General features: G+C 67.6%; 18 protein-coding genes, 2 tRNA genes and 1 pseudogene. 10 read left to right on the top strand and 11 right to left on the bottom strand.

All coding sequences use genetic code 11. From position 1 onward, the window contains the following. Window positions 1-222: 222 nt before the first annotated feature. A pseudogene (locus tag PKO50_RS08505) lies at window positions 223-1055 on the bottom strand (alpha/beta hydrolase). A 286-nt stretch (window positions 1056-1341) separates the two neighbouring features. Between PKO50_RS08505 and PKO50_RS08500 the strand changes: the two are divergent. Further along, window positions 1342-1710 (top strand): histone-like nucleoid-structuring protein, MvaT/MvaU family, encoded by a 369-nt coding sequence (locus PKO50_RS08500; protein ID WP_275629328.1) that lies wholly within the window; start codon window positions 1342-1344, stop codon window positions 1708-1710. Window positions 1711-2143: 433 nt separating this feature from the next. Further along, window positions 2144-2368, top strand: coding sequence for a hypothetical protein (locus PKO50_RS08495; RefSeq protein WP_074980397.1), 225 nt, complete (start codon window positions 2144-2146; stop codon window positions 2366-2368). Between the two features lie 217 nt (window positions 2369-2585). On the opposite strand, the gene PKO50_RS08490 is transcribed toward PKO50_RS08495, so the two are convergent. After that, window positions 2586-3068: a DUF4946 domain-containing protein gene (locus PKO50_RS08490; protein ID WP_275629327.1), complete on the bottom strand. Its 483-nt coding sequence runs from the start codon at window positions 3066-3068 to the stop codon at window positions 2586-2588. A gap of 259 nt (window positions 3069-3327) precedes the next feature. Here PKO50_RS08490 and PKO50_RS08485 point away from each other — a divergent pair, with 259 nt between their 5' ends. Continuing rightward, window positions 3328-3477, top strand: a complete 150-nt coding sequence (locus tag PKO50_RS08485) for a hypothetical protein (RefSeq protein WP_275629326.1) — start codon at window positions 3328-3330, stop codon at window positions 3475-3477. A gap of 451 nt (window positions 3478-3928) precedes the next feature. On the opposite strand, the gene PKO50_RS08480 is transcribed toward PKO50_RS08485, so the two are convergent. Further along, window positions 3929-4005: transfer RNA gene (locus PKO50_RS08480), tRNA-Val, on the bottom strand. A gap of 56 nt (window positions 4006-4061) precedes the next feature. Further along, window positions 4062-4138 (bottom strand) — tRNA-Val (locus PKO50_RS08475). 184 nt (window positions 4139-4322) lie between these two features. On the opposite strand from PKO50_RS08475, the gene PKO50_RS08470 reads away from it, so the two are divergent. Then, entirely contained in the window at window positions 4323-5606 is a 1284-nt protein-coding gene (locus PKO50_RS08470) for an FAD-binding oxidoreductase (protein WP_275629325.1), read from the top strand. Window positions 5607-5632: 26 nt separating this feature from the next. Here the strand turns inward: PKO50_RS08470 and PKO50_RS08465 are convergent, their stop codons facing one another. The 5 genes from PKO50_RS08465 to moaA all read right to left on the bottom strand — a co-directional run bounded on the left by PKO50_RS08465 (window position 5633) and on the right by moaA (window position 9723). Beyond that, complete coding sequence (locus tag PKO50_RS08465) at window positions 5633-6547, bottom strand: formate/nitrite transporter family protein (protein ID WP_275629324.1); 915 nt, start codon at window positions 6545-6547, stop codon at window positions 5633-5635. 76 nt (window positions 6548-6623) lie between these two features. Then, entirely contained in the window at window positions 6624-7580 is a 957-nt protein-coding gene (locus tag PKO50_RS08460) for a PA2778 family cysteine peptidase (RefSeq protein WP_275629323.1), read from the bottom strand. Beyond that, window positions 7577-7972 (bottom strand): PA2779 family protein, encoded by a 396-nt coding sequence (locus PKO50_RS08455; protein WP_275629322.1) that lies wholly within the window; start codon window positions 7970-7972, stop codon window positions 7577-7579. The genes PKO50_RS08460 and PKO50_RS08455 overlap by 4 nt, the downstream gene beginning before the upstream one ends. Before the next feature lie 151 nt (window positions 7973-8123). Further along, a complete protein-coding gene (locus PKO50_RS08450) occupies window positions 8124-8642 on the bottom strand; it encodes a hypothetical protein (protein ID WP_275629321.1) in 519 nt (172 codons plus the stop codon). Window positions 8643-8727: 85 nt separating this feature from the next. Further along, entirely contained in the window at window positions 8728-9723 is a 996-nt protein-coding gene (gene moaA / locus PKO50_RS08445; RefSeq protein WP_275629320.1) for a GTP 3',8-cyclase MoaA, read from the bottom strand. Between the two features lie 179 nt (window positions 9724-9902). Here moaA and PKO50_RS08440 point away from each other — a divergent pair, with 179 nt between their 5' ends. Then, on the top strand, window positions 9903-10556 hold the full coding sequence (locus PKO50_RS08440; RefSeq protein ID WP_275629319.1) for a TetR/AcrR family transcriptional regulator: 654 nt from the start codon (window positions 9903-9905) through the stop codon (window positions 10554-10556). Window positions 10557-10824: 268 nt separating this feature from the next. Here the strand turns inward: PKO50_RS08440 and PKO50_RS08435 are convergent, their stop codons facing one another. Continuing rightward, window positions 10825-11256 (bottom strand): heme-binding protein, encoded by a 432-nt coding sequence (locus PKO50_RS08435; protein ID WP_089394834.1) that lies wholly within the window; start codon window positions 11254-11256, stop codon window positions 10825-10827. A gap of 186 nt (window positions 11257-11442) precedes the next feature. Then, on the bottom strand, window positions 11443-12357 hold the full coding sequence (locus PKO50_RS08430) for a LysR family transcriptional regulator (protein WP_275629318.1): 915 nt from the start codon (window positions 12355-12357) through the stop codon (window positions 11443-11445). Window positions 12358-12466: 109 nt separating this feature from the next. Here PKO50_RS08430 and gcl point away from each other — a divergent pair, with 109 nt between their 5' ends. From gcl to pyk, 5 genes are all read left to right on the top strand, one after another. After that, window positions 12467-14242, top strand: a complete 1776-nt coding sequence (gene gcl, locus PKO50_RS08425) for a glyoxylate carboligase (RefSeq protein WP_275629317.1) — start codon at window positions 12467-12469, stop codon at window positions 14240-14242. A gap of 127 nt (window positions 14243-14369) precedes the next feature. Next, window positions 14370-15152, top strand: a complete 783-nt coding sequence (hyi, locus tag PKO50_RS08420) for a hydroxypyruvate isomerase (RefSeq protein WP_275629316.1) — start codon at window positions 14370-14372, stop codon at window positions 15150-15152. Window positions 15153-15335: 183 nt separating this feature from the next. Continuing rightward, window positions 15336-16226, top strand: coding sequence for a 2-hydroxy-3-oxopropionate reductase (locus tag PKO50_RS08415; protein WP_275629315.1), 891 nt, complete (start codon window positions 15336-15338; stop codon window positions 16224-16226). A 259-nt stretch (window positions 16227-16485) separates the two neighbouring features. Beyond that, the gene (locus PKO50_RS08410) at window positions 16486-17763 is read left to right on the top strand and encodes a glycerate kinase (protein WP_275629314.1); all 1278 of its coding nucleotides are present in this window, start codon (window positions 16486-16488) and stop codon (window positions 17761-17763) included. Continuing rightward, entirely contained in the window at window positions 17760-19190 is a 1431-nt protein-coding gene (pyk, locus tag PKO50_RS08405; protein WP_275629313.1) for a pyruvate kinase, read from the top strand. The genes PKO50_RS08410 and pyk overlap by 4 nt, the downstream gene beginning before the upstream one ends. Window positions 19191-19570 lie beyond the last annotated feature (380 nt).

Genomic DNA, 19570 nt, shown 5'->3' with positions numbered 1-19570 from the left:
GCGCCTCCTCTCCTAGTGGTGACCCCTACGAAAGGCCACATGGGTTGGGATGTGCCAGTAAGCGTCGCCCGCCGGGCAGGCCTGCCTCACAGTGGCAGGCGCCTTTTCGGCACCCTGCGCTTGCGCGCGCGGACGGAGATCACTGGAAGAAAAACGAACGAAGCCCCGACGAACGGGGCAGGTCGCCATGGTACTGCATGTCGGGGCAACTGACGAGCGGCATCAATGCGAGTCGATGAAAGCGAGCACGGCGCGGTTGAAGGCGGCCGGGCGCGTGGCGTTCATGCCGTGGGAAGCGCCGGCGATGACGTCGCTGCGCACGTCTGGCAGCGTCTGCGCCAGGGCCTCGACCACCTGCGGGAAGGGCTCGGGGCTGAGTTCGCCGCGCAGCAGCAGGGTCGGCACCGCCAGGGTGGCGAGGCGCGAGCGCCCGAGCGGCTCCGGGCGGTCGGCGACCTGGCCGATCAGGGTCATGGCGTTGTCGCTGGCCATGTCGCGGAAGTGCCGCGAGGAACGCCGCCAGATGCCGGGCCCGCTGACGGTGTCGACGAACAGTTCCAGGCCCGCCTCGACCTCGCCCTGGCGGATCAGCTGCAGCGCCTGCTCGCGGAAACGGTTGCGCTCGGCCGGCGCCGCCGGCACGGGCACGCCGGCGGCCTGGAACAGGTCGGCGGCGAAGTCCCCGCCCGGGTCGCACAGCACCAGCGAGCGCAGGCGCTCGGGCGCCGCCAGCGCCAGGCGCAGGCAGATATTGCCGCCGCGCGAATGCCCCAGCAGGTGTACCGGCTCGCCCTGCATTTCGATCAGCGCGAGCAGGTCCTCCACATGCTGGCCGGTAGTGAAATCCGCACCCTCGCCATTCCAGCGCTGCGGGTAATAATGTCGAAGGCTGGGCGCCAGCAGGCGATAACGCTCGCCCAGGCCGCGCAATTGCCATTGCCAGTAGCGGTAATCGCAGAGCGAGCCGTGCACCAGCACCAGCGGCACGCCCTCCCCTGCACCAGGCAGGCCAGTTCATGTCCATTGAGCGAATACGACTGGACATTCGAAAGCATCTACATCCCCTGTTGCATGGCGCACGCAAGATATCGGCGGAACCCATGGCGAACCGCCATCTAGTTGATGGGCGCGATTATCCGCGATTCGCGCCATGGCGATAAACCCATACATTGGGAAGGACCTTTGCATTGCGGCGAAAAGTACCCGGTCGAAGATTAATTATTGCGTCGCCCGCTTATTTAAATTAATAATTCGCCGCCCACATAACTTTCCGAACACAATGGTCGCCGAACAGCTGCGCACCGATATCCGTTTCGGAATGACCTGCCCTGGAGTGCAAACATGTCCAAACTCGCGGAATTCCGTGAAGCCGAACGCCTGCTCAAAGAACAACTGGCCCTGCTGGAAAAGCTGAAGAACGACAGTTCCCTGAAGAAGGAACTGGAATTCAAGGATCAGCTGCAGGCCCTGATGGACGAATACGGCATGAACCTGCGCAACGTCATCGACATCCTCGATCCGCAGGGCACCGCCAACACCGCCGCCGCCGCGCCGGCCGCCAGCGCCCCGCGCCGCAGCCGCCAGCTGAAGGTGTACAAGAACCCGAACAACGGCGAAGTGGTCGAGACCAAGGGTGGCAACCACAAGACCCTGAAGGCCTGGAAACAGCAGTACGGCGCCGAGACCGTGGAGTCCTGGCTGCAGAAGTGATGCCCCGTCCCGCGACGACCGAAGCCGCCGCGGGAACTTTCGCGGAAACATCCGCTGACGACTCGCACTTGAAAGGCCCGGCCAACACCCGGATAATGCCGCCGCGAGTCATGAACTTCAGGTCGCCCCTCCCGACGCCACCCACCCCAACCAGGGCGCCGCAGTCGGGATACACAGGGCCACGGCCAGCAGCCAGTCACTGGCAGGCGTATCCAGCGTTCCCTCTTGAGAGCGCAGCAAATCGTCCTTACATATTTGGCAAGCCCGAACTTCGGGGGCTGGCGTATTCTCCCGCCATGGCGCCCTCGAAAGACCCTTCGAGTTTTCATTCGCTGCCACATTCCGGTCATGGATATCACGCATTCTGCGTTCGACCGGAGTTTTTTACGTTTCACGCGGTCATAGGACCGTGACTATTTGGAAGAAAGACAATATGAAAAAAAGCACTCAGATCCAGGAGGCGATCCGCACCCTCAAGGCAGCTTTCGCCCCGCTCAACTGCATCATCCTGGCACCGCGCAAGGACAGCTTCAGCTTCGCCCTGGTGGACGAGCACGGCATCGCCTGCCACAGCGAGCGGCTCTACCCGCAGCAGTATCAGGCCGCAGAGCCGCTGCAGGCCGTCATCGCCCGCGTGCAGAGCACCCTGGCCGCCTGACCGGCACCCGACGAAAAGCCCCGCCGATCAGGCTGTGTGAAAAACCGAGCGGCTCTTCGAAGAGCGCGTTCCTACGTGAAATCTGAAGAGGCTTGGCTATTCAGCCAATCCAGAATCCACGTAGAAACGCGAAATCCAGGTTGTTTTTTAACCAGTGGGACCGATCCTGAGGTTTTCACACAGCCTGCGATGCGGGGTTTTTTCATGCCCGGCGATTTCACTCCAGGCGCAGGCCGGCCTTGAACGCCGCCATCTCGGCGAGCCGCTGCGGGTATTCCGCCGCCGGGGCAGCGTAGGTCAGCGAATAGGCCGCCTCCCGCCCCAGCGCCACCTGCACCACCTGCTTCAGGACCTCGTTGCCGTTCTGGCTGACCGAGCAGACCAGCTCCAGCCCATCCAGCCCACCCAGCACGGCCTGCCGCGGCTTGCTGCAGGCCGCCTGGAAACCCTGGCGCAGGAAGTCGACCTGCAGCGACTTGCGCATCTGCAGGATCACCCGCTGCAGATCCACATCCTTCGCCTCGGCCAGGCGGCTACGGGTGATTTCCACCACCAGCGCCTGGGAGCCGTCCGCCGCCAGCCTGACGCCACGCTCGCGGCGCAGCGCCGCGGCCTCGTCCGGCGCCTCGGGCGAACGCGTCACCTGCCAGCCCTCCGGCCATTCCGCCAGCCCGGAAGCCGCTGCCAGTCCACTGGCCATACACGCCAACAGCAAACCACCGAGAACACCGGCCCACCTACCGCCCATGCCACCTCCCACAACCGAGAAACACCGCACTTTTGCCAGGCAAACTATACCGATCACCGCCAATTGGCGCCCGGCACGAACGGCAATCAGCCAAACAGGCTGAACGCATCGACACCGATACAAACCTTACCCTGCCGATACCAAGTTTCGCGGGACACCCGCGGCACGGGCGTGTCTACTTTGCGCCCGTTTTTCCAACCCAGGTGTCGCCATGCTTTCCAGACTGACCAAAGTCACCCTGCTGCTCGCCCTTGTCTCGCTGTCCGGCTGCTGGCCGTTCTTCCCGCCCTTCGGTGGCCCAGGAGGCGGCGGACACGGTGGTGGCGGCCATGGCGGCGGGCCCGGCTTCGAGCGCCGCTGAGGCAGCACCGCAGGGACGCCCGGCGCGGCCGGTGAATCCAATCGCGGACGGAGTCCTCGCCCATACTCGACCGCAGGGCGAATAACCGTTCGCGGTTATCCGCCGCCGGCCGCAACAGCGGCGTCCGGGACCATTGGCGGATAACGCCGTAGGCGTTATGCGCCCTACGGGCTGCAAGGGGGCGGCGTAGGAGGGATTGAGCGAAGCGATACCCATCGCCATGGCCGCATGGGTTTCGCCAAGGCTCAACCCATCCTACGAAGAGCATATCGGCGCGGGGCGCAACAACGTAGGAGCGGGCCCTGCCCGCGAATCGCGCGCAGGGCGCGCTCCTACAGGCGGGACAGCGGTGGCAACGTAGGGCTCCGTCCGCGACCAGCCCCAAAACGCACCCAAACAAAAAGGGCGACCCTCGCGGATCGCCCTTTCTGCTACCGCCGAAGCGGTGAATTGGTAGGCACAATTGGACTCGAACCAACGACCCCCACCATGTCAAGGTGGTGCTCTAACCAGCTGAGCTATGTGCCTAAAGAAAAAGGCGACCCTGTATCGATCGCCCTTTCGCTACCGCCGAAGCGGGAATTTGGTAGGCACAATTGGACTCGAACCAACGACCCCCACCATGTCAAGGTGGTGCTCTAACCAACTGAGCTATGTGCCTAGCGATGGGGGCGCATTCTACGCGAAGGCGTTGAGCCGTCAAGCATTTTTTCGCTAACCCCCTGAAAAAGGGAATTTTTTTATGTTCGTTCTCGCGTAAAAAATTTTGCACGGCCACTAGCCGAGTGATTTCGACTCGGGTAGCATCAGCCCATCTCGTAAAAAATAACAAACACAGGTGCAATATGCCGCACACTTCTTATCCCACTTCCTACTATGCAGCCTCGGCCAACCCGGTCCCGCCGCGCCCCGAGCTCAAGGGCGAGACCGAAACCGACGTCTGCATCATCGGCGCGGGCTACACCGGTCTGTCCACTGCCCTCTTCCTGCTGGAGAACGGCTTCAAGGTGACCGTGCTGGAGGCCGCCAAGGTCGGCTTCGGCGCGTCCGGCCGCAACGGTGGCCAGATCGTCAACAGCTACAGCCGCGACATCGACGTAATCGAACGCACCGTCGGCCCGAAGCAGGCGCAACTGCTCGGCCAGATGGCCTTCGAGGGTGGCCGCATCATCCGCGAGCGCATCGCCAAGTACGACATCCAGTGCGACCTGAAGGACGGTGGCGTGTTCGCCGCCCTCAGCGCCAAGCAGATGGGCCACCTGGAGTCGCAGAAGAAGCTCTGGGAGCGTTTCGGCCACACCCAGCTGGAACTGATGGACGCCAAGCGCATCCGCGAAGTGGTGAAGACCGACAGCTATATCGGCGGCATGCTCGACATGAGCGGCGGCCACATCCACCCGCTGAACCTCGCCCTGGGCGAAGCCGCGGCCGTGGAATCCCTCGGCGGCGTGATCCACGAGCAGTCCCCGGCGGTGAAGATCGACCGTGGCGCCAACCCGGTGGTGCACACCCCGCAAGGCCGGGTGAAGGCCAAGTTCGTGGTGGTCGCCGGCAACGCCTACCTCGGCGGCCTGGTTCCGGAGCTGGCCTCCAAGTCCATGCCGTGCGGCACCCAGGTGATCACCACCGAGCCGCTGGGCGACGAGCTGGCCAGAAGCCTGCTGCCCCAGGACTACTGCGTCGAGGACTGCAACTACCTGCTCGACTACTACCGCCTGACCAGCGACAAGCGCCTGATCTTCGGCGGCGGCGTGGTCTACGGCGCCCGCGATCCGTCGAACATCGAAGCCATCATCCGTCCGAAGATGCTCAAGGTGTTCCCGCAGCTGAAGAACGTGAAGATCGACTTCGCCTGGACCGGCAACTTCCTGCTGACCCTCTCGCGCCTGCCGCAAGTCGGCCGGATCGGCGACAACATCTACTATTCCCAGGGCTGCAGCGGCCACGGCGTCACCTACACCCACCTGGCCGGCAAGGTGCTGGCCGAGGCCCTGCGCGGCCAGGCCGAGCGTTTCGACGCCTTCGCCGACCTGCCGCACTACCCCTTCCCGGGCGGCCGCATGTTCCAGGTGCCCTTCTCCGCGATCGGCGCCTGGTACTACAACCTGCGCGACAAGCTGGGCGTGTAACCTACCCCGCGAACGACGACGGCGCCCTAGGGCGCCGTTTTCGTTGGCGCGCCGCTGTCGCTGCGGATCTGCGCATGGCTGATCAGGGCGAAGATCAGGCTGCCGCCGACGATGTTGCCGGCCAGGGTGGGCAGCGCGAAGTCCAGCAGGAAGGCCTTCCAGCCCAGCTCTCCGGCCCACATCAGGTAGCCGACCTCGCAGGTGCCGACCACGATGTGGCTGAAGCTGCCCAGCGACATCAGGTAGGTGACCAGGATGATGATCCACACCTTGGCGCTCTCCGCCGCCGGCACCAGCCAGACCATGGTGGCGATCATCCAGCCGGAGACGATGCCGCGGGAGAACATCTGCCAGCCGTCGTTCTCCATGACCTCGCGGCCGATCTCGAGGAAGGCCTGGTCGGTCTTCGCATCGAAGATCGGCAGGTGCAGCATGGCGTAAGCGAACAGCAGCGCGCCGACGACGTTGCCCAGCAGCACCACGCCCCACAGGCGCAGCAACTGCCCGGCCTTGCGCAGGGTCGGCTCGCTCATCAGCGGCAGCACCGCGGTCAGGGTGTTCTCGGTGAACAGCTGCTGGCGGGCGAGGATGATGGCGAGGAACCCCACCGGGTAGCCGAGGCTGGTGACAATGGCCGCGCTGTCGTGCTCCGGCAGCCTGGCGCGGAACAGCCCCATGGCCATCAGCGACAGGCCGATGGTCAGCCCGGCGGCCAGGGCCGACCACCAGAGCGCCGCCAGGGTGCGCTCCAACTCGTGGTTGCCCTGCAGGCGGATCACCTCGTGGAGCACCAGCGCCCGGGGCGGCTGGGCCTTCTCGACCTTGCGGCGCTCCTCGGCGGAAAGATCGTCCGCGGTATCGCCCTTCTCGCCAGCCCTGGCCGAACCGGGGCGGACCTTCCCGGCGCCATCGCCCGCCGGGTGCTGCTTGTCGCTGGCCATGGCCTGCACCTCCTGGAGGAATGCCATTTAGGCCGGCGGCCAAGCGCAGCGGTTCAAAGAAAATGCACGCGGCGCCTCAAGGTGCGGGGCAGGCCGGCGCGGCGCTGCATTGCCCGGAAGCCACCGGCGCCGCCCGGGGCACCTGGAGGAAGCGCGAATCCGTCGGCGCCAACTGGTGCGCGCAGCTCGCCGGGGCGCGGGCCCGCTCGGCGCAGCCGCGCTCGGCCATGACGTTGGCCAGGTTGTACCAGGCGGCGGCGAAGTCCGGCCGGGCGGCCACGCTGTGGCGCAGCGCCGTTTCGGCCCCGCCCAGGTCGCCGGCGGCATAGCGGGCGTTGGCCAGGGCGAACCAGCCCAGCGGCTCCTGCGGCCAGGCCCGGGTGGCGGTGCGGTAGGCCTGGTCGGCCAGGGCCCGCTGGCCGGTCTCCTCCAGGTCGTGGGCGGCGCGCAGCCAGGGCGTCGGTTCGGCGCTGGCCGGCAGGTGGTCGGCCGGCAGCGTCAGCACAGCCCAGCGGCCGCTGCGCCGCCAGGTCACGTCGAAGGCGGTGAAGTCGATCACCAGGCGCCTGGTGATGCCGGAGCGCAGCACCAGTTCGTGGCGGTCGCGGTCGTAGCCGACCACCACGGCGTAGTGCCACATCGGCAACCAGTCCAGGCCGTTGTTCTGCAGCACCAGCACCGGGTTGCCGGCGGCCACTTCCCGGAGCACGTCCTCCAGGCGCGGGCGCAGCGGGTAGACCAGCAGGCCCCGCTCGCGCGCCGCGGCCACCAGTTCGACCTGCAGGCTGCCCTGGCGCTGCGGCAGGAACACCCGCTCCTTCAGCTGGTTCGGCGTCACCCGCACACCGCGCTGGTTGAGCACGGTGGCGAGCGCCGCCGGCCCGCACTGGTATTGCTGCTGGGGGAAGAACTGCACCTCGGCCTGCTCGACGCGCCGCGGCAGCGCGTCGACGTCCGCCGGCAGCCGCGGCGCCGTGGCGCAGCCGCCGAGCAGCAGCGCGGCCAGGGCCACGGCAGCGGCGGCACGCCTCAACGCTGGCACCGCACGAAGGTGAAGATATGCGTGATGCAGAGCATGTCGGTGATGATGAAGATCAGCAGGAACAGGATGATGATGCCGATGATGCCACCGGCCGGCGCCTGGTCCAGTTGCTGGTTGAACTGCGCCAGCTCCTCGTTGGACAGGCTCTTGATGCGCTGCTCGACCTGGCTGCGCTCCACGCCCATGGACTGCAGCTTCTTCTGCACGCCCTGGTCATCGAGCATGCGCAGCAACTGCTCGCGGTCGACGTGCTGCTGTTGCGCCTGCAACACCTCACCGGTGCCCACCATCGCCGCCTGCGCCAGGGGCATCTCGGCGACCACGCCCAACTGCGCCAGCACCAGCACGGCCGCCAGCCGCTTCACCCGCTTTGTGATTGTCATTCTGGGTCTCCTCCACTTTGACGCGCTAGCAGACCGCCGGCGACAACCGGAGGTTCCGCGCGGCCAAGCACGGTTGCACAAGCAAAGCCCGGGCACCGCAGGCGGGCAAAAGCTGCCGCCGAACGAGGCGCCTTCTGTTCAGATCACGGCGTCAGGCGTTTGGTTCGAAGCGCAAGCGTCGCCAGTCCAGGGCCAGGTGGCCGAGGTACACGCAAGGGTAGGCATGGGGCAGCAGAAAGTGCTCGTGGCCGGCCACGGCCAGCCCGGCTCGCCGGCAGTCCAGGCGCAACAGGTGGCCCCAGGCGTATGCCTGGGCATCGAAGGCCTGCGGGCCGAAGGTGGCTTCCGGCCAGCACGCCCGGCACCAATCGCGCAGCACCCGGGCGTCGCGCACGGCGGGCAGGCAGGCGATCCTGACCTCGTCGTCGCGCCAGTCCAGCGCCTGCTGCGCGTCGAAGGCGGCCTGGCGCGCCAGCGGCAACGGGCGGACCCTGGCGCCGCCGGCCAGGGGCTCCAGCGTCACCGCCAGCGGCTGCCAGCTGCTGTGCTCCAGCGCCCAGAGCAGGTCGCCGTCGACTTCCAGCGACGGCCGCCCCGCCACCCGCTGGCGGAAACCGTCGCAGACCAGGCAGCAGTCGCCCAGTGGAATTCGCAGTTGACTCTCGCTCACATCGGCCTCGCAGCACATCGGCCGCGTGATTCTAGGGAAAGCCCCTGGCCGACGGAAAGCCCTGTCGGGGCATCGTCCCTGCTCCTCAGCCGCCGGTCATGCTCATGAAGCGCAACACCTGGACCTGCTCGGCGGCGTCGAAGTGATGCCGCTGCGGCTTGAGCTGCAGCGCCTCGACCAGCGCCGCGCGCAGCCGGGCGCCGTCGCCGGGGTGGCTGCGCAGCAGCTGGCGCAGGTCCAGCGCGCCTTCATGGCCGAGACAGAGCACCAGCTTGCCCTCGGCGGTGACGCGCACGCGGTTGCAGTCGCCGCAGAAGTTGTGGCTGTGCGGCGAGATGAAGCCGATGCGGCTGGGCAGGCCGTCGACGCGGTAGTAGCGCGAGGGGCCGCCGCTGCGCTCCAGGCTGGGCGTCAGTTGCCAGCGTTCGGCCAGGCGGGCGCGCACCTCGTCGCTGCTGCAGAGGGTCCGCGTGCGGTCGTGGCTGCTGATGCTGCCCAGCGGCATCTCCTCGATGAAACTGATGTCCAGGGCGCGGGCGAGCGCATATTCCACCAGCTCGCAGACCTCGTCGTCGTTGCGCCCCTTCTGCACCACGCAGTTGAGCTTGATGCGCTCGAAGCCCGCCGCCCGCGCCGCGTCTATCCCCGCCAGCACCTGGGGCAGGCGGTCGCTGCGGGTGAAGGCGGCGAAGCGCTCGCGGCGCAGCGAATCCAGGCTGATGTTCAGCCGGCGTACGCCGGCGGCGCGCAGCTCGGCCGCGCGGCCGGCCAGTTGCGAACCGTTGCTGGTGATCGCCAGGTCCTCCAGCTCGGGGCGCGCGCCCAGGCGCGCCAGCAGCGAGGTCAGGCCCTTGCGTACCAGCGGCTCGCCGCCGGTGATGCGGATGCGCCGCACGCCCAGGGCGATGAAGGCGTCGGCTACCGTATAGAGCTCTTCCAGGCTCAGCACCTGGTCGCGCGGCAGGAACTGCATGTCTTCGCCCATGCAGTAGGTGCAGCGGAAGTCGCAACGGTCGGTCACCGACAGGCGCAGGTAGGTGATGCGGCGGCCGAAGGGGTCGACCAGTTGGCTGTCGGACATGGCGACGCTCTCGTGGAAGGCCGGGCGCCGTGGCGACGCCGGGGTCCGCAGACTCTACAGAAAAGCTGAACCACGGGTCAACTTTCAGCACAGGGCCCTTGCTTGAGGGGCCCGCGAGGCCGGTGCTACCATCGCCGGCCCAGCCATGGGCAACCGCGCACAAGAAGACCCAGCAGACCATGACCAGCATTCGCGAACGCAACCGACGCCTGATCCTCCGCGCCGCCAGCGAAGAGTTCGCCGAAAAGGGCTTCGCCGCCACCAAGACCAGCGACATAGCGGCGCGCGCCGGGCTGCCCAAGCCCAACGTCTACTACTACTTCCAGTCCAAGGAAAACCTCTACCGCAGCGTGCTGGAAAGCGTGGTGGAGCCGCTGCTGCAGGCCTCCGCGCCGTTCCGCGAGGACGACGAGCCGGCCGAGGCGCTCAAGGCCTACATCCGCTCCAAGGTGCGCATCTCCCAGGAGCTGCCGCACGCCTCCAAGGTATTCGCCAGCGAGCTGATGCACGGCGCGCCGCACCTGCCCAGGGAGTACCTGGACGAGCTGAACGCCCAGGCCCAGCGCAACATCGCCTGCCTGCAGAGCTGGATCGACCGCGGCCTGCTGGCCCCGGTGGACCCGCACCACCTGCTGTTCACCATCTGGGCGGCGACCCAGACCTACGCCGACTTCGACTGGCAGATCTCCATGGTCACCGGCAAGGACAGCCTCAGCGACGCCGATTTCGAGGCTGCCGCCGAGACCATCACCCGCCTGGTGCTGCGCGGCACCGCGCCGGATGGCAGCGAGCCAACCAAGGCCGAGGCGCGCCTGCGGCCGTTGCCGCTGTAGGGCGCATAACGCCTACGGCGTTATCCGCCGTTTGACCTTGGCCCCAGGCCACTCCGGGTTCAACCTCGGCGCTATTCATGGCCTGGGTGTATCGGCGGATAACCGCGAACGGTTATTCGCCCTACGCCAGGCCCGACCTTTGCGTAGGGCGCATAACGCCTACGGCGTTATCCGCCGCCTGACCTTGGCCCCGGGCCGCTCCGGGTTCAACCTCGGCGCCATTAATGGCCTGGGTGTATCGGCGGATAACCGCGAACGGTTATTCGCCCTATCCCGCGTCGGCCACCAGGCCGGCGGCCTGGATGCCGCGGATGGCGCATTGCTCGTCGATGTCCGAGGCATCGCCGCTGATGCCGATGGCGCCGAGCACGCGGTTGTCCCGGTCGCGGATCAGCACGCCGCCCGGCGCCGGCACCACGTTGCCCTGGGCCAGGGTGTTCACCGCGGCGATGAACGACGGGCGCTGCTGGGCGTCGGCGGCCAGGGCGCGCGACGACTTGCCCAGGGCCACCGCGCCCCAGGCCTTGCCGATGGCCACCTGCGGGCGCAGCAGGCTGGCGCCGTCCTCGCGCTGCAGGGCCACCAGGTGGCCGCCGGCGTCGAGCACCGCCACGGTCAGCGGCGCGGTGGAGAGTTCGCGGCCAGCGGCCAGGGCGCTGCGGGTGATGGCCAGGGCGGTGTCGAGGTTGATTTCGCTCATGAGGGGTTCCTCGCGGAAAGGGATAAGACGTTCACCCACGCCCTCCCGTGGAAGGACGCGGCATGGCAAAGCCCTTGATGGAATAGCCGAAGGAAGCCCCGGACGCAACGAATAAATACAATCCTGCGACATTTTGTACACAACAACAAACCAAGAAAAATACAACGCCAGTATCGAATAAACCGCTCAAGGATGCCGGGTTTCCCAGTACCCCGGGGTGTTGTAGATGTCCTTCAGGTAGTCGATGAAGAAGCGCACCTTGGCCGGCAGATAGCGCTGTTGCGGGTACACCGCCTGGATGTCGTAGGCCGGGATCTCGTACTCGTCGAGCACCGTCACCAGTTCGCCGGCCTTGAGTTCGGCCTGGATCTCCCAGGTGGAGCGCCAGCCGATGCCCAGGCCCTGCTTGACCCAGTCGTAGAGCAGCTCGCCGTCGTTGCAGTCGAGGTTGCCGGAGACCCGCACCGCCACCTGCCGGCCGTCGCGCAGGAAGGTCCAGCCGCGCTGCTGGCCGCCTTGCAGGTTGAAGGCCAGGCAGTTGTGCCGCGCCAGGTCCTCCAGCACCCGCGGCACGCCGTGCAGCTCGAAGTACGAAGGCGCGCCGCAGACCACCCGGCGGTTGGGGAACAGCTTGACCGCCACGTAGTTGGGGTCGGTGACCTCGCCGATGCGGATGCCCATGTCGTAGCCCTGGCGCACCAGGTCCACCAGGCTGTCGGTGAAGTTGAACGACAGCTTCAGGTCCGGGTAGCGCGCCAGGAACGCCGGCGCGTGGGGCGCGATGTGGCGCCGGCCGAACGCCGCCGGGGCCGACACCACCAGGTGCCCGCGCACCGAGTTGCCGCCGCGGGTGACGCTGGCGTCGGCCTCGTCGAAGTCCTTGAGCAGGCTGCGCGCGCGCTCCAGGTACTGCTCGCCCAGGTCGGTCAGCTGCAGGCCGCGGGTCGAGCGGTGCATCAGCTTCACGCCCAGGTGCCGCTCCAGGGCGTCCAGGCGCCGGCCCATGACCACCGGGGTCACGCCTTCGCTGAGCGCCGCCGAGGCGAAGCTGCCGTTGTCCGCCACCAGGACGAAACTGCGGATGAGGGTATAGCGGTCCATTCGATACTCCAGATATCGACAGAACTGAAGTATCCATCAATTCCGTCGCCTTGGCACAGCCGGCATCCTTGCCCCCAACAAGAAAACCACCGACTCAAGAGGAAAGGTCATGGCCAAAATGAGAGCGATCGAGGCGGCCGTCCTGGTCATGCGCCGCGAAGGCGTGGATACCGCCTTCGGCGTACCGGGCGCTGCCATCAACCCCATGTACGCGGCGATGAAGAAGCTCGGCGGCATCGACCACGTGCTGGCCCGCCACGTCGAGGGCGCCTCGCACATGGCCGAAGGCTACACCCGCACCAGCGCCGGCAACATCGGCGTGTGCATCGGCACCTCGGGCCCGGCCGGCACCGACATGGTCACCGGCCTGTACTCGGCCTCCGCCGATTCCATCCCGATCCTCTGCATCACCGGCCAGGCGCCGCGTGCCCGCCTGCACAAGGAAGACTTCCAGGCGGTGGACATCACCAGCATCGTCAAGCCGGTGACCAAGTGGGCCACCACCGTGCTGGAGCCGGGCCAGGTGCCCTACGCCTTCCAGAAGGCCTTCTACGAAATGCGCAGCGGCCGCCCCGGCCCGGTGCTGATCGACCTGCCGTTCGACGTGCAGATGGCCGAGATCGAGTTCGACATCGACGCCTACGAGCCGCTGCCGGTGCACCGCCCGAGCGCCACCCGCGCCCAGGCCGAGAAGGCCCTGGCCCTGCTCAACGACGCCGAGCGCCCGCTGCTGGTCGCCGGCGGCGGCATCATCAACGCCGACGCCTCGGCCAGGCTGGTGGAGTTCGCCGAGCTGATCGGCGTGCCGGTGATCCCGACCCTGATGGGCTGGGGCACGATTCCCGACGACCACCCGCTGATGGCCGGCATGTGCGGCCTGCAGACTTCGCACCGCTACGGCAACGCCACCCTGCTGGAGTCCGACCTGGTGTTCGGCATCGGCAACCGCTGGGCCAACCGCCACACCGGTTCCGTCGACGTCTACACCGCCGGGCGCAAGTTCATCCACGTGGACATCGAACCGACCCAGATCGGCCGTGTGTTCACCCCGGACCTGGGCATCGTCTCCGACGCCGGCGCCGCCCTGGACGTGTTCCTCGAAGTGGCCCGCGAGTGGAAGGCCGCGGGCAGGCTGAAGGAGCGCATGGCCTGGGTCGAGGCCTGCCGCGAGCGCAAGCGCACCCTGCAGCGCAAGACCCACTTCGACAACGTGCCGGTCAAGCCGCAGCGCGTGTACGAGGAAATGAACGAGTTCTTCGGCAAGGACACCTGCTACGTCAGCACCATCGGTCTGTCGCAGATCGCCGGCGCGCAGTTCCTCCACGTCTACAAGCCGCGCCACTGGATCAACTGCGGCCAGGCCGGCCCGCTGGGCTGGACCATCCCCGCGGCCCTGGGCGTGGTCAAGGCCGACCCCAGCCGCCAGGTGGTGGCGCTGTCCGGCGACTACGACTTCCAGTTCATGATCGAGGAGCTGGCCGCCGGCGCGCAGTTCAACCTGCCGTACATCCACGTGCTGGTGAACAACTCCTACCTGGGGCTGATCCGCCAGGCCCAGCGCGGCTTCGAGATCGACTACTGCGTGCAGCTGGCGTTCGACAACGTCAACGCGCCGGAACTCAACGGCTACGGCGTGGACCACGTCGCCGTGGTGGAAGGCTTGGGCTGCAAGGCGATCCGCGTGTTCGACCCGAACCAGATCGGCGCCGCCTTCGCCCAGGCCCGCGAACTGATGCAGCAGCACCGCGTGCCGGTGGTGGTGGAAGTGATCCTGGAGCGCGTGACCAACATCGCCATGGGCACCGAGATCGACGCCATCAACGAGTTCGAGGAACTGGCCCAGTCCCGCGCCGACGCGCCCACCGCCGTCTCTCTATTGGATTGAGCCGCTGCTCGACTGACGAAGTACCGGGCCCCGCGTGCAGGGGAGCCGTGGCAGGGATAACCACAACCTGTGCACGGCGGGGCCCACCCTTACGGAAATACGTGTTTCACCACCAGGAGGCCCCGACATGCCCCGTTTCTGCGCCAACCTGTCCATGCTCTTCACCGAGGTGGACTTCCTCGACCGCTTCGAAGCCGCCGCCAAGGCCGGTTTCAGCGGCGTCGAATACCTCTTCCCCTATGACTTCGAGGCCGAGGTCATCAAGGCCAAGCTGCAGGAGAACGGCCTGGAGCAGGTGCTGTTCAACCTGCCCGCCGGCGACTGGGGCAAGGGCGAACGCGGCATCGCCTGCCACCCCGACCGCGTCGAGGAATTCCGCGCCGGCGTCGACAAGGCCATCGCCTACGCCAAGGTGCTGGGCAACAAGCAGGTCAACTGCCTGGCCGGCATCCGCCCGCAGGGGTACGACTGCGCCACCCTCGAGAACACCTTCCTGAACAACCTGGAGTACGCCGCCGAGAAGCTCGAGGCCGCGGGCATCAAGCTGGTCATGGAGATGATCAACACCCTCGACATCCCCGGCTTCTACCTGCAGACCACCAAGCAGGCGCTGGACGTCCGCGAGAAGGTGGGCAGCCCCAACCTGTTCCTGCAGTACGACATCTACCACATGCAGATCATGGAAGGTGACCTGGCCCGGACCATGGAGAAGAACCTGGCGGCCATCAACCACATCCAGCTGGCCGACAACCCCGGCCGCCACGAACCGGGCACCGGCGAGATCAACTACCGCTTCCTGTTCGGCCACCTCGACCGCATCGGCTACCAGGGCTGGATCGGCTGCGAGTACAAGCCGGCCACCACCACCGAGGCGGGGCTGGGCTGGCTGAAGAGCCACAACGCGATCTGAACCGGACACGAGTCCGAAGGCGCTGGGCCCCCGCGTTCGCGGGGTGACGGGGAGATAGAAGCTTTCCAACGTCATTCCCGCGAACGCGGGACGCGGCCCCATCGCGAACAGCGCTTGCGCTGGCCCGAAGGGGAATAACCCAGCGACTCCTCAACCCAATACAGAACACCAGGAGACACCCTCATGGCCAAGATCGGATTCATCGGCACCGGCATCATGGGCCTGCCCATGGCGCAGAACCTGCAGAAAGCCGGCCACCAGCTGTTCCTCTCCAGCCACCACGACAAGGCCCCGGCCGCGCTGGTCGAAGCCGGCGCCGTGGCCCTGGCCAACCCGAAGGAAGTGGCCCAGGAAGCCGAGTTCATCATCGTCATGGTGCCCGACACCCCGCAGGTCGAGGACGTGCTGTTCCGCCAGGACGGCATCGCCGAAGGCGTCGGCCCGAACAAGGTGGTGATCGACATGAGCTCCATCTCGCCCACCGCCACCAAGGCCTTCGCCGAGAAGATCAAGGCCACCGGCGCGCAGTACCTGGACGCCCCGGTGTCCGGCGGCGAGGTCGGCGCCAAGGCGGCGACCCTCAGCATCATGGTCGGCGGCTGCCCGAACACCTTCGAACGCGCCCTGCCGCTGCTCCAGGCCATGGGCAAGAACATCACCCGCGTCGGTGGCAACGGCGACGGCCAGACCGCCAAGGTGGCCAACCAGATCATCGTCGCGCTGAACATCCAGGCGGTGGCCGAGGCCCTGCTGTTCGCCGCGCGCAACGGCGCCGACCCGGCCAAGGTGCGCGAGGCGCTGATGGGCGGCTTCGCCTCCTCGCGCATCCTCGAGGTGCACGGCGAGCGCATGGTCAAGGGCACCTTCGACCCGGGCTTCCGCATCAGCCTGCACCAGAAGGACCTCAACCTGGCCCTGGCCGGCGCCCGCGAACTGGGCCTGAACCTGCCCAACACCGCCAACGCCCAGCAGGTGTTCAGCACCTGCGCGGCCCTGGGCGGCAGCAACTGGGACCACTCCGGGTTGATCAAGGGCCTGGAGCACATGGCCAACTTCTCGATCCGCAAGGACTGAGGAGAGTCACTGGGTTCCCGCGTTCGCGGGAATGACGGGAACGCTGTACGCCTGATCGTTATGGGAGTGACGGACAGGCATACGAATCAACGTCACCCCCGCGAACGCGGGGGCCCAGCGACTCGCTTTCGAACCCCGGCCGGCGTGAACACGGCTTCGCCGGCCGGGCGCTTCGAAGGCATTGCCCAGGCGCTTGCCCCCAGGCGCCTGCGCAATGCCGCAATGAAAGAACAACGACAAGAAACCTGAGGAGCCCCAGATGAGCCTCGACCCACGCGCCCTGCTGCGCGAGCTGTTCGACACCGCCATCGCCGCCGCCCACCCGGCGCAGACGCTGGCCCGCCACCTGCCGCGGGTGCATGGCGGGCGCACCATCGTCATCGGCGCCGGCAAGGCCGCCGGGGCCATGGCCGAGGTGGTCGAGGCGCACTGGCAGGACGAGGAAGTGGCCGGCCTGGTGGTCGCCCCCTACGGCTACGGCGCCAACTGCCAGCGCATCGAAGTGGTGGAGGCCGCGCACCCGGTGCCGGACGACGCCGGCGAGCGCGTGGCCCGCCGCGTGCTGGAACTGGTCGGCGACCTGACCGAGGACGACCGGGTGATCTTCCTGCTCTCCGGCGGCGGCTCGGCGCTGCTCGCCCTGCCCGCCGAGGGCATCTCCCTGGACGACAAGCGCGCCCTGAACAAGGCCCTGCTCAAGTCCGGCGCCGCCATCGACGAGATGAACTGCGTGCGCAAGCACCTCTCGGCGATCAAGGGCGGCCGCCTGGCCCGCGCCTGCTGGCCGGCCAGCGTGTACACCTACGCGATCTCCGACGTGCCCGGCGACGAGGCCACGGTGATCGCCTCCGGCCCCACCGTGGGCGACCCGACCACTTCCGCCGACGCCCTGGCCATCCTCAAGCGCTACGGCATCGACACTCCGGCGCACATCCGCGCCTGGCTGGAAGACCCGCGCTCGGAGACGGTCAAGCCCGGCGATGACTGCCTGTCGCGCAGCTACTTCACCCTCATCGCCACGCCGCAGCAGGCCCTCGACGCAGCCGCCGCCAAGGCCCGCGCCGCCGGTCTGGAGGTACTGATCCTCGGCGACCTGGAGGGCGAGTCGCGCGACGTCGCCAAGGTCCACGCCGGCATTGCCCGCCAGGTGCGCAAGCACGGCCAGCCGCTGGCCGCGCCCTGCCTGGTCCTCTCCGGCGGCGAGACCACCGTGACCGTGCGCGGCAAGGGCCGCGGCGGGCGCAACGCCGAGTTCCTGCTCAGCCTCACCGCCGCGCTCAAGGGCGAGCCGGGCATCTGGGCGCTGGCCGGCGACACCGACGGCATCGACGGCATGGAGAACAACGCCGGCGCCCTGATGAGCCCCTGCAGCTACAAGCGCGCCCTGGCCGCCGGGCTGAACCCGCTGCACGAGCTGGACGACAACAACGGCTACGGCTTCTTCGCCGAGCTGGGCGACCTGGTGGTCACCGGGCCGACCCGCACCAACGTCAACGACTTCCGCGCCATCCTGGTCCTCGAGAGTGCCGAGCAATGAACAACGACAAGAAGGTCAAGATCCTCGCCACCCTCGGCCCGGCCATCAAGGGCCGCGAGGACGTGCGTGCCCTGGTGGAGGCCGGCGCCAACCTGTTCCGCCTGAACTTCAGCCACGGCGAGCACGCCGACCACGCCCAGCGCTACCAGTGGGTGCGCGAGGTGGAGGCCGAACTGGGCATGCCCATCGGCATCCTCATGGACCTGCAGGGGCCGAAGCTGCGCGTCGGCCGTTTCGAAGGCGGCGCGGTGGCCCTGCAGAAGGGCCAGAGCTTCACCCTCGACCTGAATGACGCCCCGGGCGACGAGCGCCGCGTGATGCTGCCGCACCCGGAGATCATCCAGGCCCTGGAGCCGGGCATGAGCCTGTTGCTGGACGACGGCCGCATCCGCCTGCAGGTGCTGAACAACCACGGCGACGCCATCGAGACCCGCGTGCTCAACAGCGGCGAGCTGTCCGACCGCAAGGGCGTCAACGTGCCCGAGGCGGTGCTCAAGCTCAGCCCGCTGACCGCCAAGGACCGCCGCGACCTGGCGTTCGGCCTGGAACTGGGCGCGGACTGGGTGGCGCTGTCCTTCGTGCAACGCCCCGAGGATATAGAGGAAGCCCGCGCGCTGATCGGCGACAAGGCCTTCATCATGGCCAAGATCGAGAAGCCCTCGGCGGTGCAGAGCATCGAGGAGATCGCCCGCCTGGCCGACGCCATCATGGTGGCCCGCGGCGACCTCGGCGTGGAAGTGCCGGCGCAGAACGTGCCGGGCATCCAGAAGCGCATCATCCAGGTCTGCCGCCAGCTCGGCCGGCCGGTGGTGGTGGCCACGCAGATGCTCGAATCCATGCGCTTCGCCCCGGCGCCGACGCGCGCCGAGGTCACCGACGTGGCCACCGCGGTCAGCGAAGGCGCCGACTGCGTGATGCTCAGCGCCGAGACCGCTTCCGGCCAGTACCCGCTGGAAGCGGTGGAGATGATGGCCAAGATCATCCGCCAGGTGGAAGCCGAGCCGGACTACCAGGGCCAGCTGGAACTCAACCGCCCGGAGCCGGACGCCACCGTGTCCGACGCCATCAGCTGCGCCATCCGCCGCATCAGCCGCATCCTGCCGGTGGCGGTGCTGGTCAACTACACCGAGTCTGGCGCCTCCACCCTGCGCGCCTCGCGCGAGCGGCCCAAGGCGCCGATCCTCAGCCTGACGCCCAAGCTCAAGGCGGCGCGGCGGCTGAGCGTGGCCTGGGGCGTGTACTCGGTGGTCAACGAGCAACTGGCCCACGTCGACGAGATCTGCGCCACCGCCCTGGAGATCGCCCTGGCCCAACGCATGGCCCAGCGCGGCGACACAGTGGTGGTCACCGCCGGCCTGCCGTTCGGGCAGCCGGGGAGCACCAATATGCTGAGGATCGAGACGGTGGCGCCGGCGTTGTCGGTCTGAAGATCAAAGAGCCCCTCTCCCCAACCCTCTCCCGCAAGCGGGAGAGGGAGCTGAACGGCAGAAGGCGCAGCGCCGGCGTCACCGGCCACGCCGGACTGCCCCAGGGGCAAAAAGAGTTCCGGAACCATGCCCAGGCCTGGTTCCACACCGCGTCACTCCCGGACGGACGGGGCCGGGAAAACGGGGCCGCGACCCCGTCCGTCCGGGATTGGCCTTGAACGGCCAGCAGTTCTGTCGGCCATAGCCACCCTCGCAACCCCCACGCAGGCTATGGAGATTCGAGGCCACCCTCCGGCGATCCCGGGGACCGGCCTCTTTTTTATTCACGCCCCAAAATGGTGCCATGGCAGAATGCGCCCGCTGATACCCACGGAGCTTCC

Source organism: Pseudomonas sp. 273 (genome assembly GCF_029201425.1).
In the GTDB taxonomy this organism is placed as follows: domain Bacteria; phylum Pseudomonadota; class Gammaproteobacteria; order Pseudomonadales; family Pseudomonadaceae; genus Pseudomonas; species Pseudomonas delhiensis.
The sequence above is the reverse complement of the archived record's forward strand: the minus strand, read 5'-3'. Positions and strand labels throughout refer to the sequence as shown.

Bases quoted from the DNA above. Each gene is read 5' to 3' on its own strand.
- PKO50_RS08500 (WP_275629328.1), top strand. From the start codon at position 1,342: ATGTCCAAACTCGCGGAATTCCGTGAAGCCGAACGCCTGCTCAAAGAA.
- PKO50_RS08495 (WP_074980397.1), top strand. From the start codon at position 2,144: ATGAAAAAAAGCACTCAGATCCAGGAGGCGATCCGCACCCTCAAGGCA.
- PKO50_RS08490 (WP_275629327.1), bottom strand. From the start codon at position 3,068: ATGGCCAGTGGACTGGCAGCGGCTTCCGGGCTGGCGGAATGGCCGGAG.
- PKO50_RS08485 (WP_275629326.1), top strand. From the start codon at position 3,328: ATGCTTTCCAGACTGACCAAAGTCACCCTGCTGCTCGCCCTTGTCTCG.
- PKO50_RS08470 (WP_275629325.1), top strand. From the start codon at position 4,323: ATGCCGCACACTTCTTATCCCACTTCCTACTATGCAGCCTCGGCCAAC.
- PKO50_RS08465 (WP_275629324.1), bottom strand. From the start codon at position 6,547: ATGGCCAGCGACAAGCAGCACCCGGCGGGCGATGGCGCCGGGAAGGTC.
- PKO50_RS08455 (WP_275629322.1), bottom strand. From the start codon at position 7,972: ATGACAATCACAAAGCGGGTGAAGCGGCTGGCGGCCGTGCTGGTGCTG.
- moaA (WP_275629320.1), bottom strand. From the start codon at position 9,723: ATGTCCGACAGCCAACTGGTCGACCCCTTCGGCCGCCGCATCACCTAC.
- PKO50_RS08440 (WP_275629319.1), top strand. From the start codon at position 9,903: ATGACCAGCATTCGCGAACGCAACCGACGCCTGATCCTCCGCGCCGCC.
- PKO50_RS08435 (WP_089394834.1), bottom strand. From the start codon at position 11,256: ATGAGCGAAATCAACCTCGACACCGCCCTGGCCATCACCCGCAGCGCC.
- PKO50_RS08430 (WP_275629318.1), bottom strand. From the start codon at position 12,357: ATGGACCGCTATACCCTCATCCGCAGTTTCGTCCTGGTGGCGGACAAC.
- gcl (WP_275629317.1), top strand. From the start codon at position 12,467: ATGGCCAAAATGAGAGCGATCGAGGCGGCCGTCCTGGTCATGCGCCGC.
- hyi (WP_275629316.1), top strand. From the start codon at position 14,370: ATGCCCCGTTTCTGCGCCAACCTGTCCATGCTCTTCACCGAGGTGGAC.
- PKO50_RS08415 (WP_275629315.1), top strand. From the start codon at position 15,336: ATGGCCAAGATCGGATTCATCGGCACCGGCATCATGGGCCTGCCCATG.
- PKO50_RS08410 (WP_275629314.1), top strand. From the start codon at position 16,486: ATGAGCCTCGACCCACGCGCCCTGCTGCGCGAGCTGTTCGACACCGCC.
- pyk (WP_275629313.1), top strand. From the start codon at position 17,760: ATGAACAACGACAAGAAGGTCAAGATCCTCGCCACCCTCGGCCCGGCC.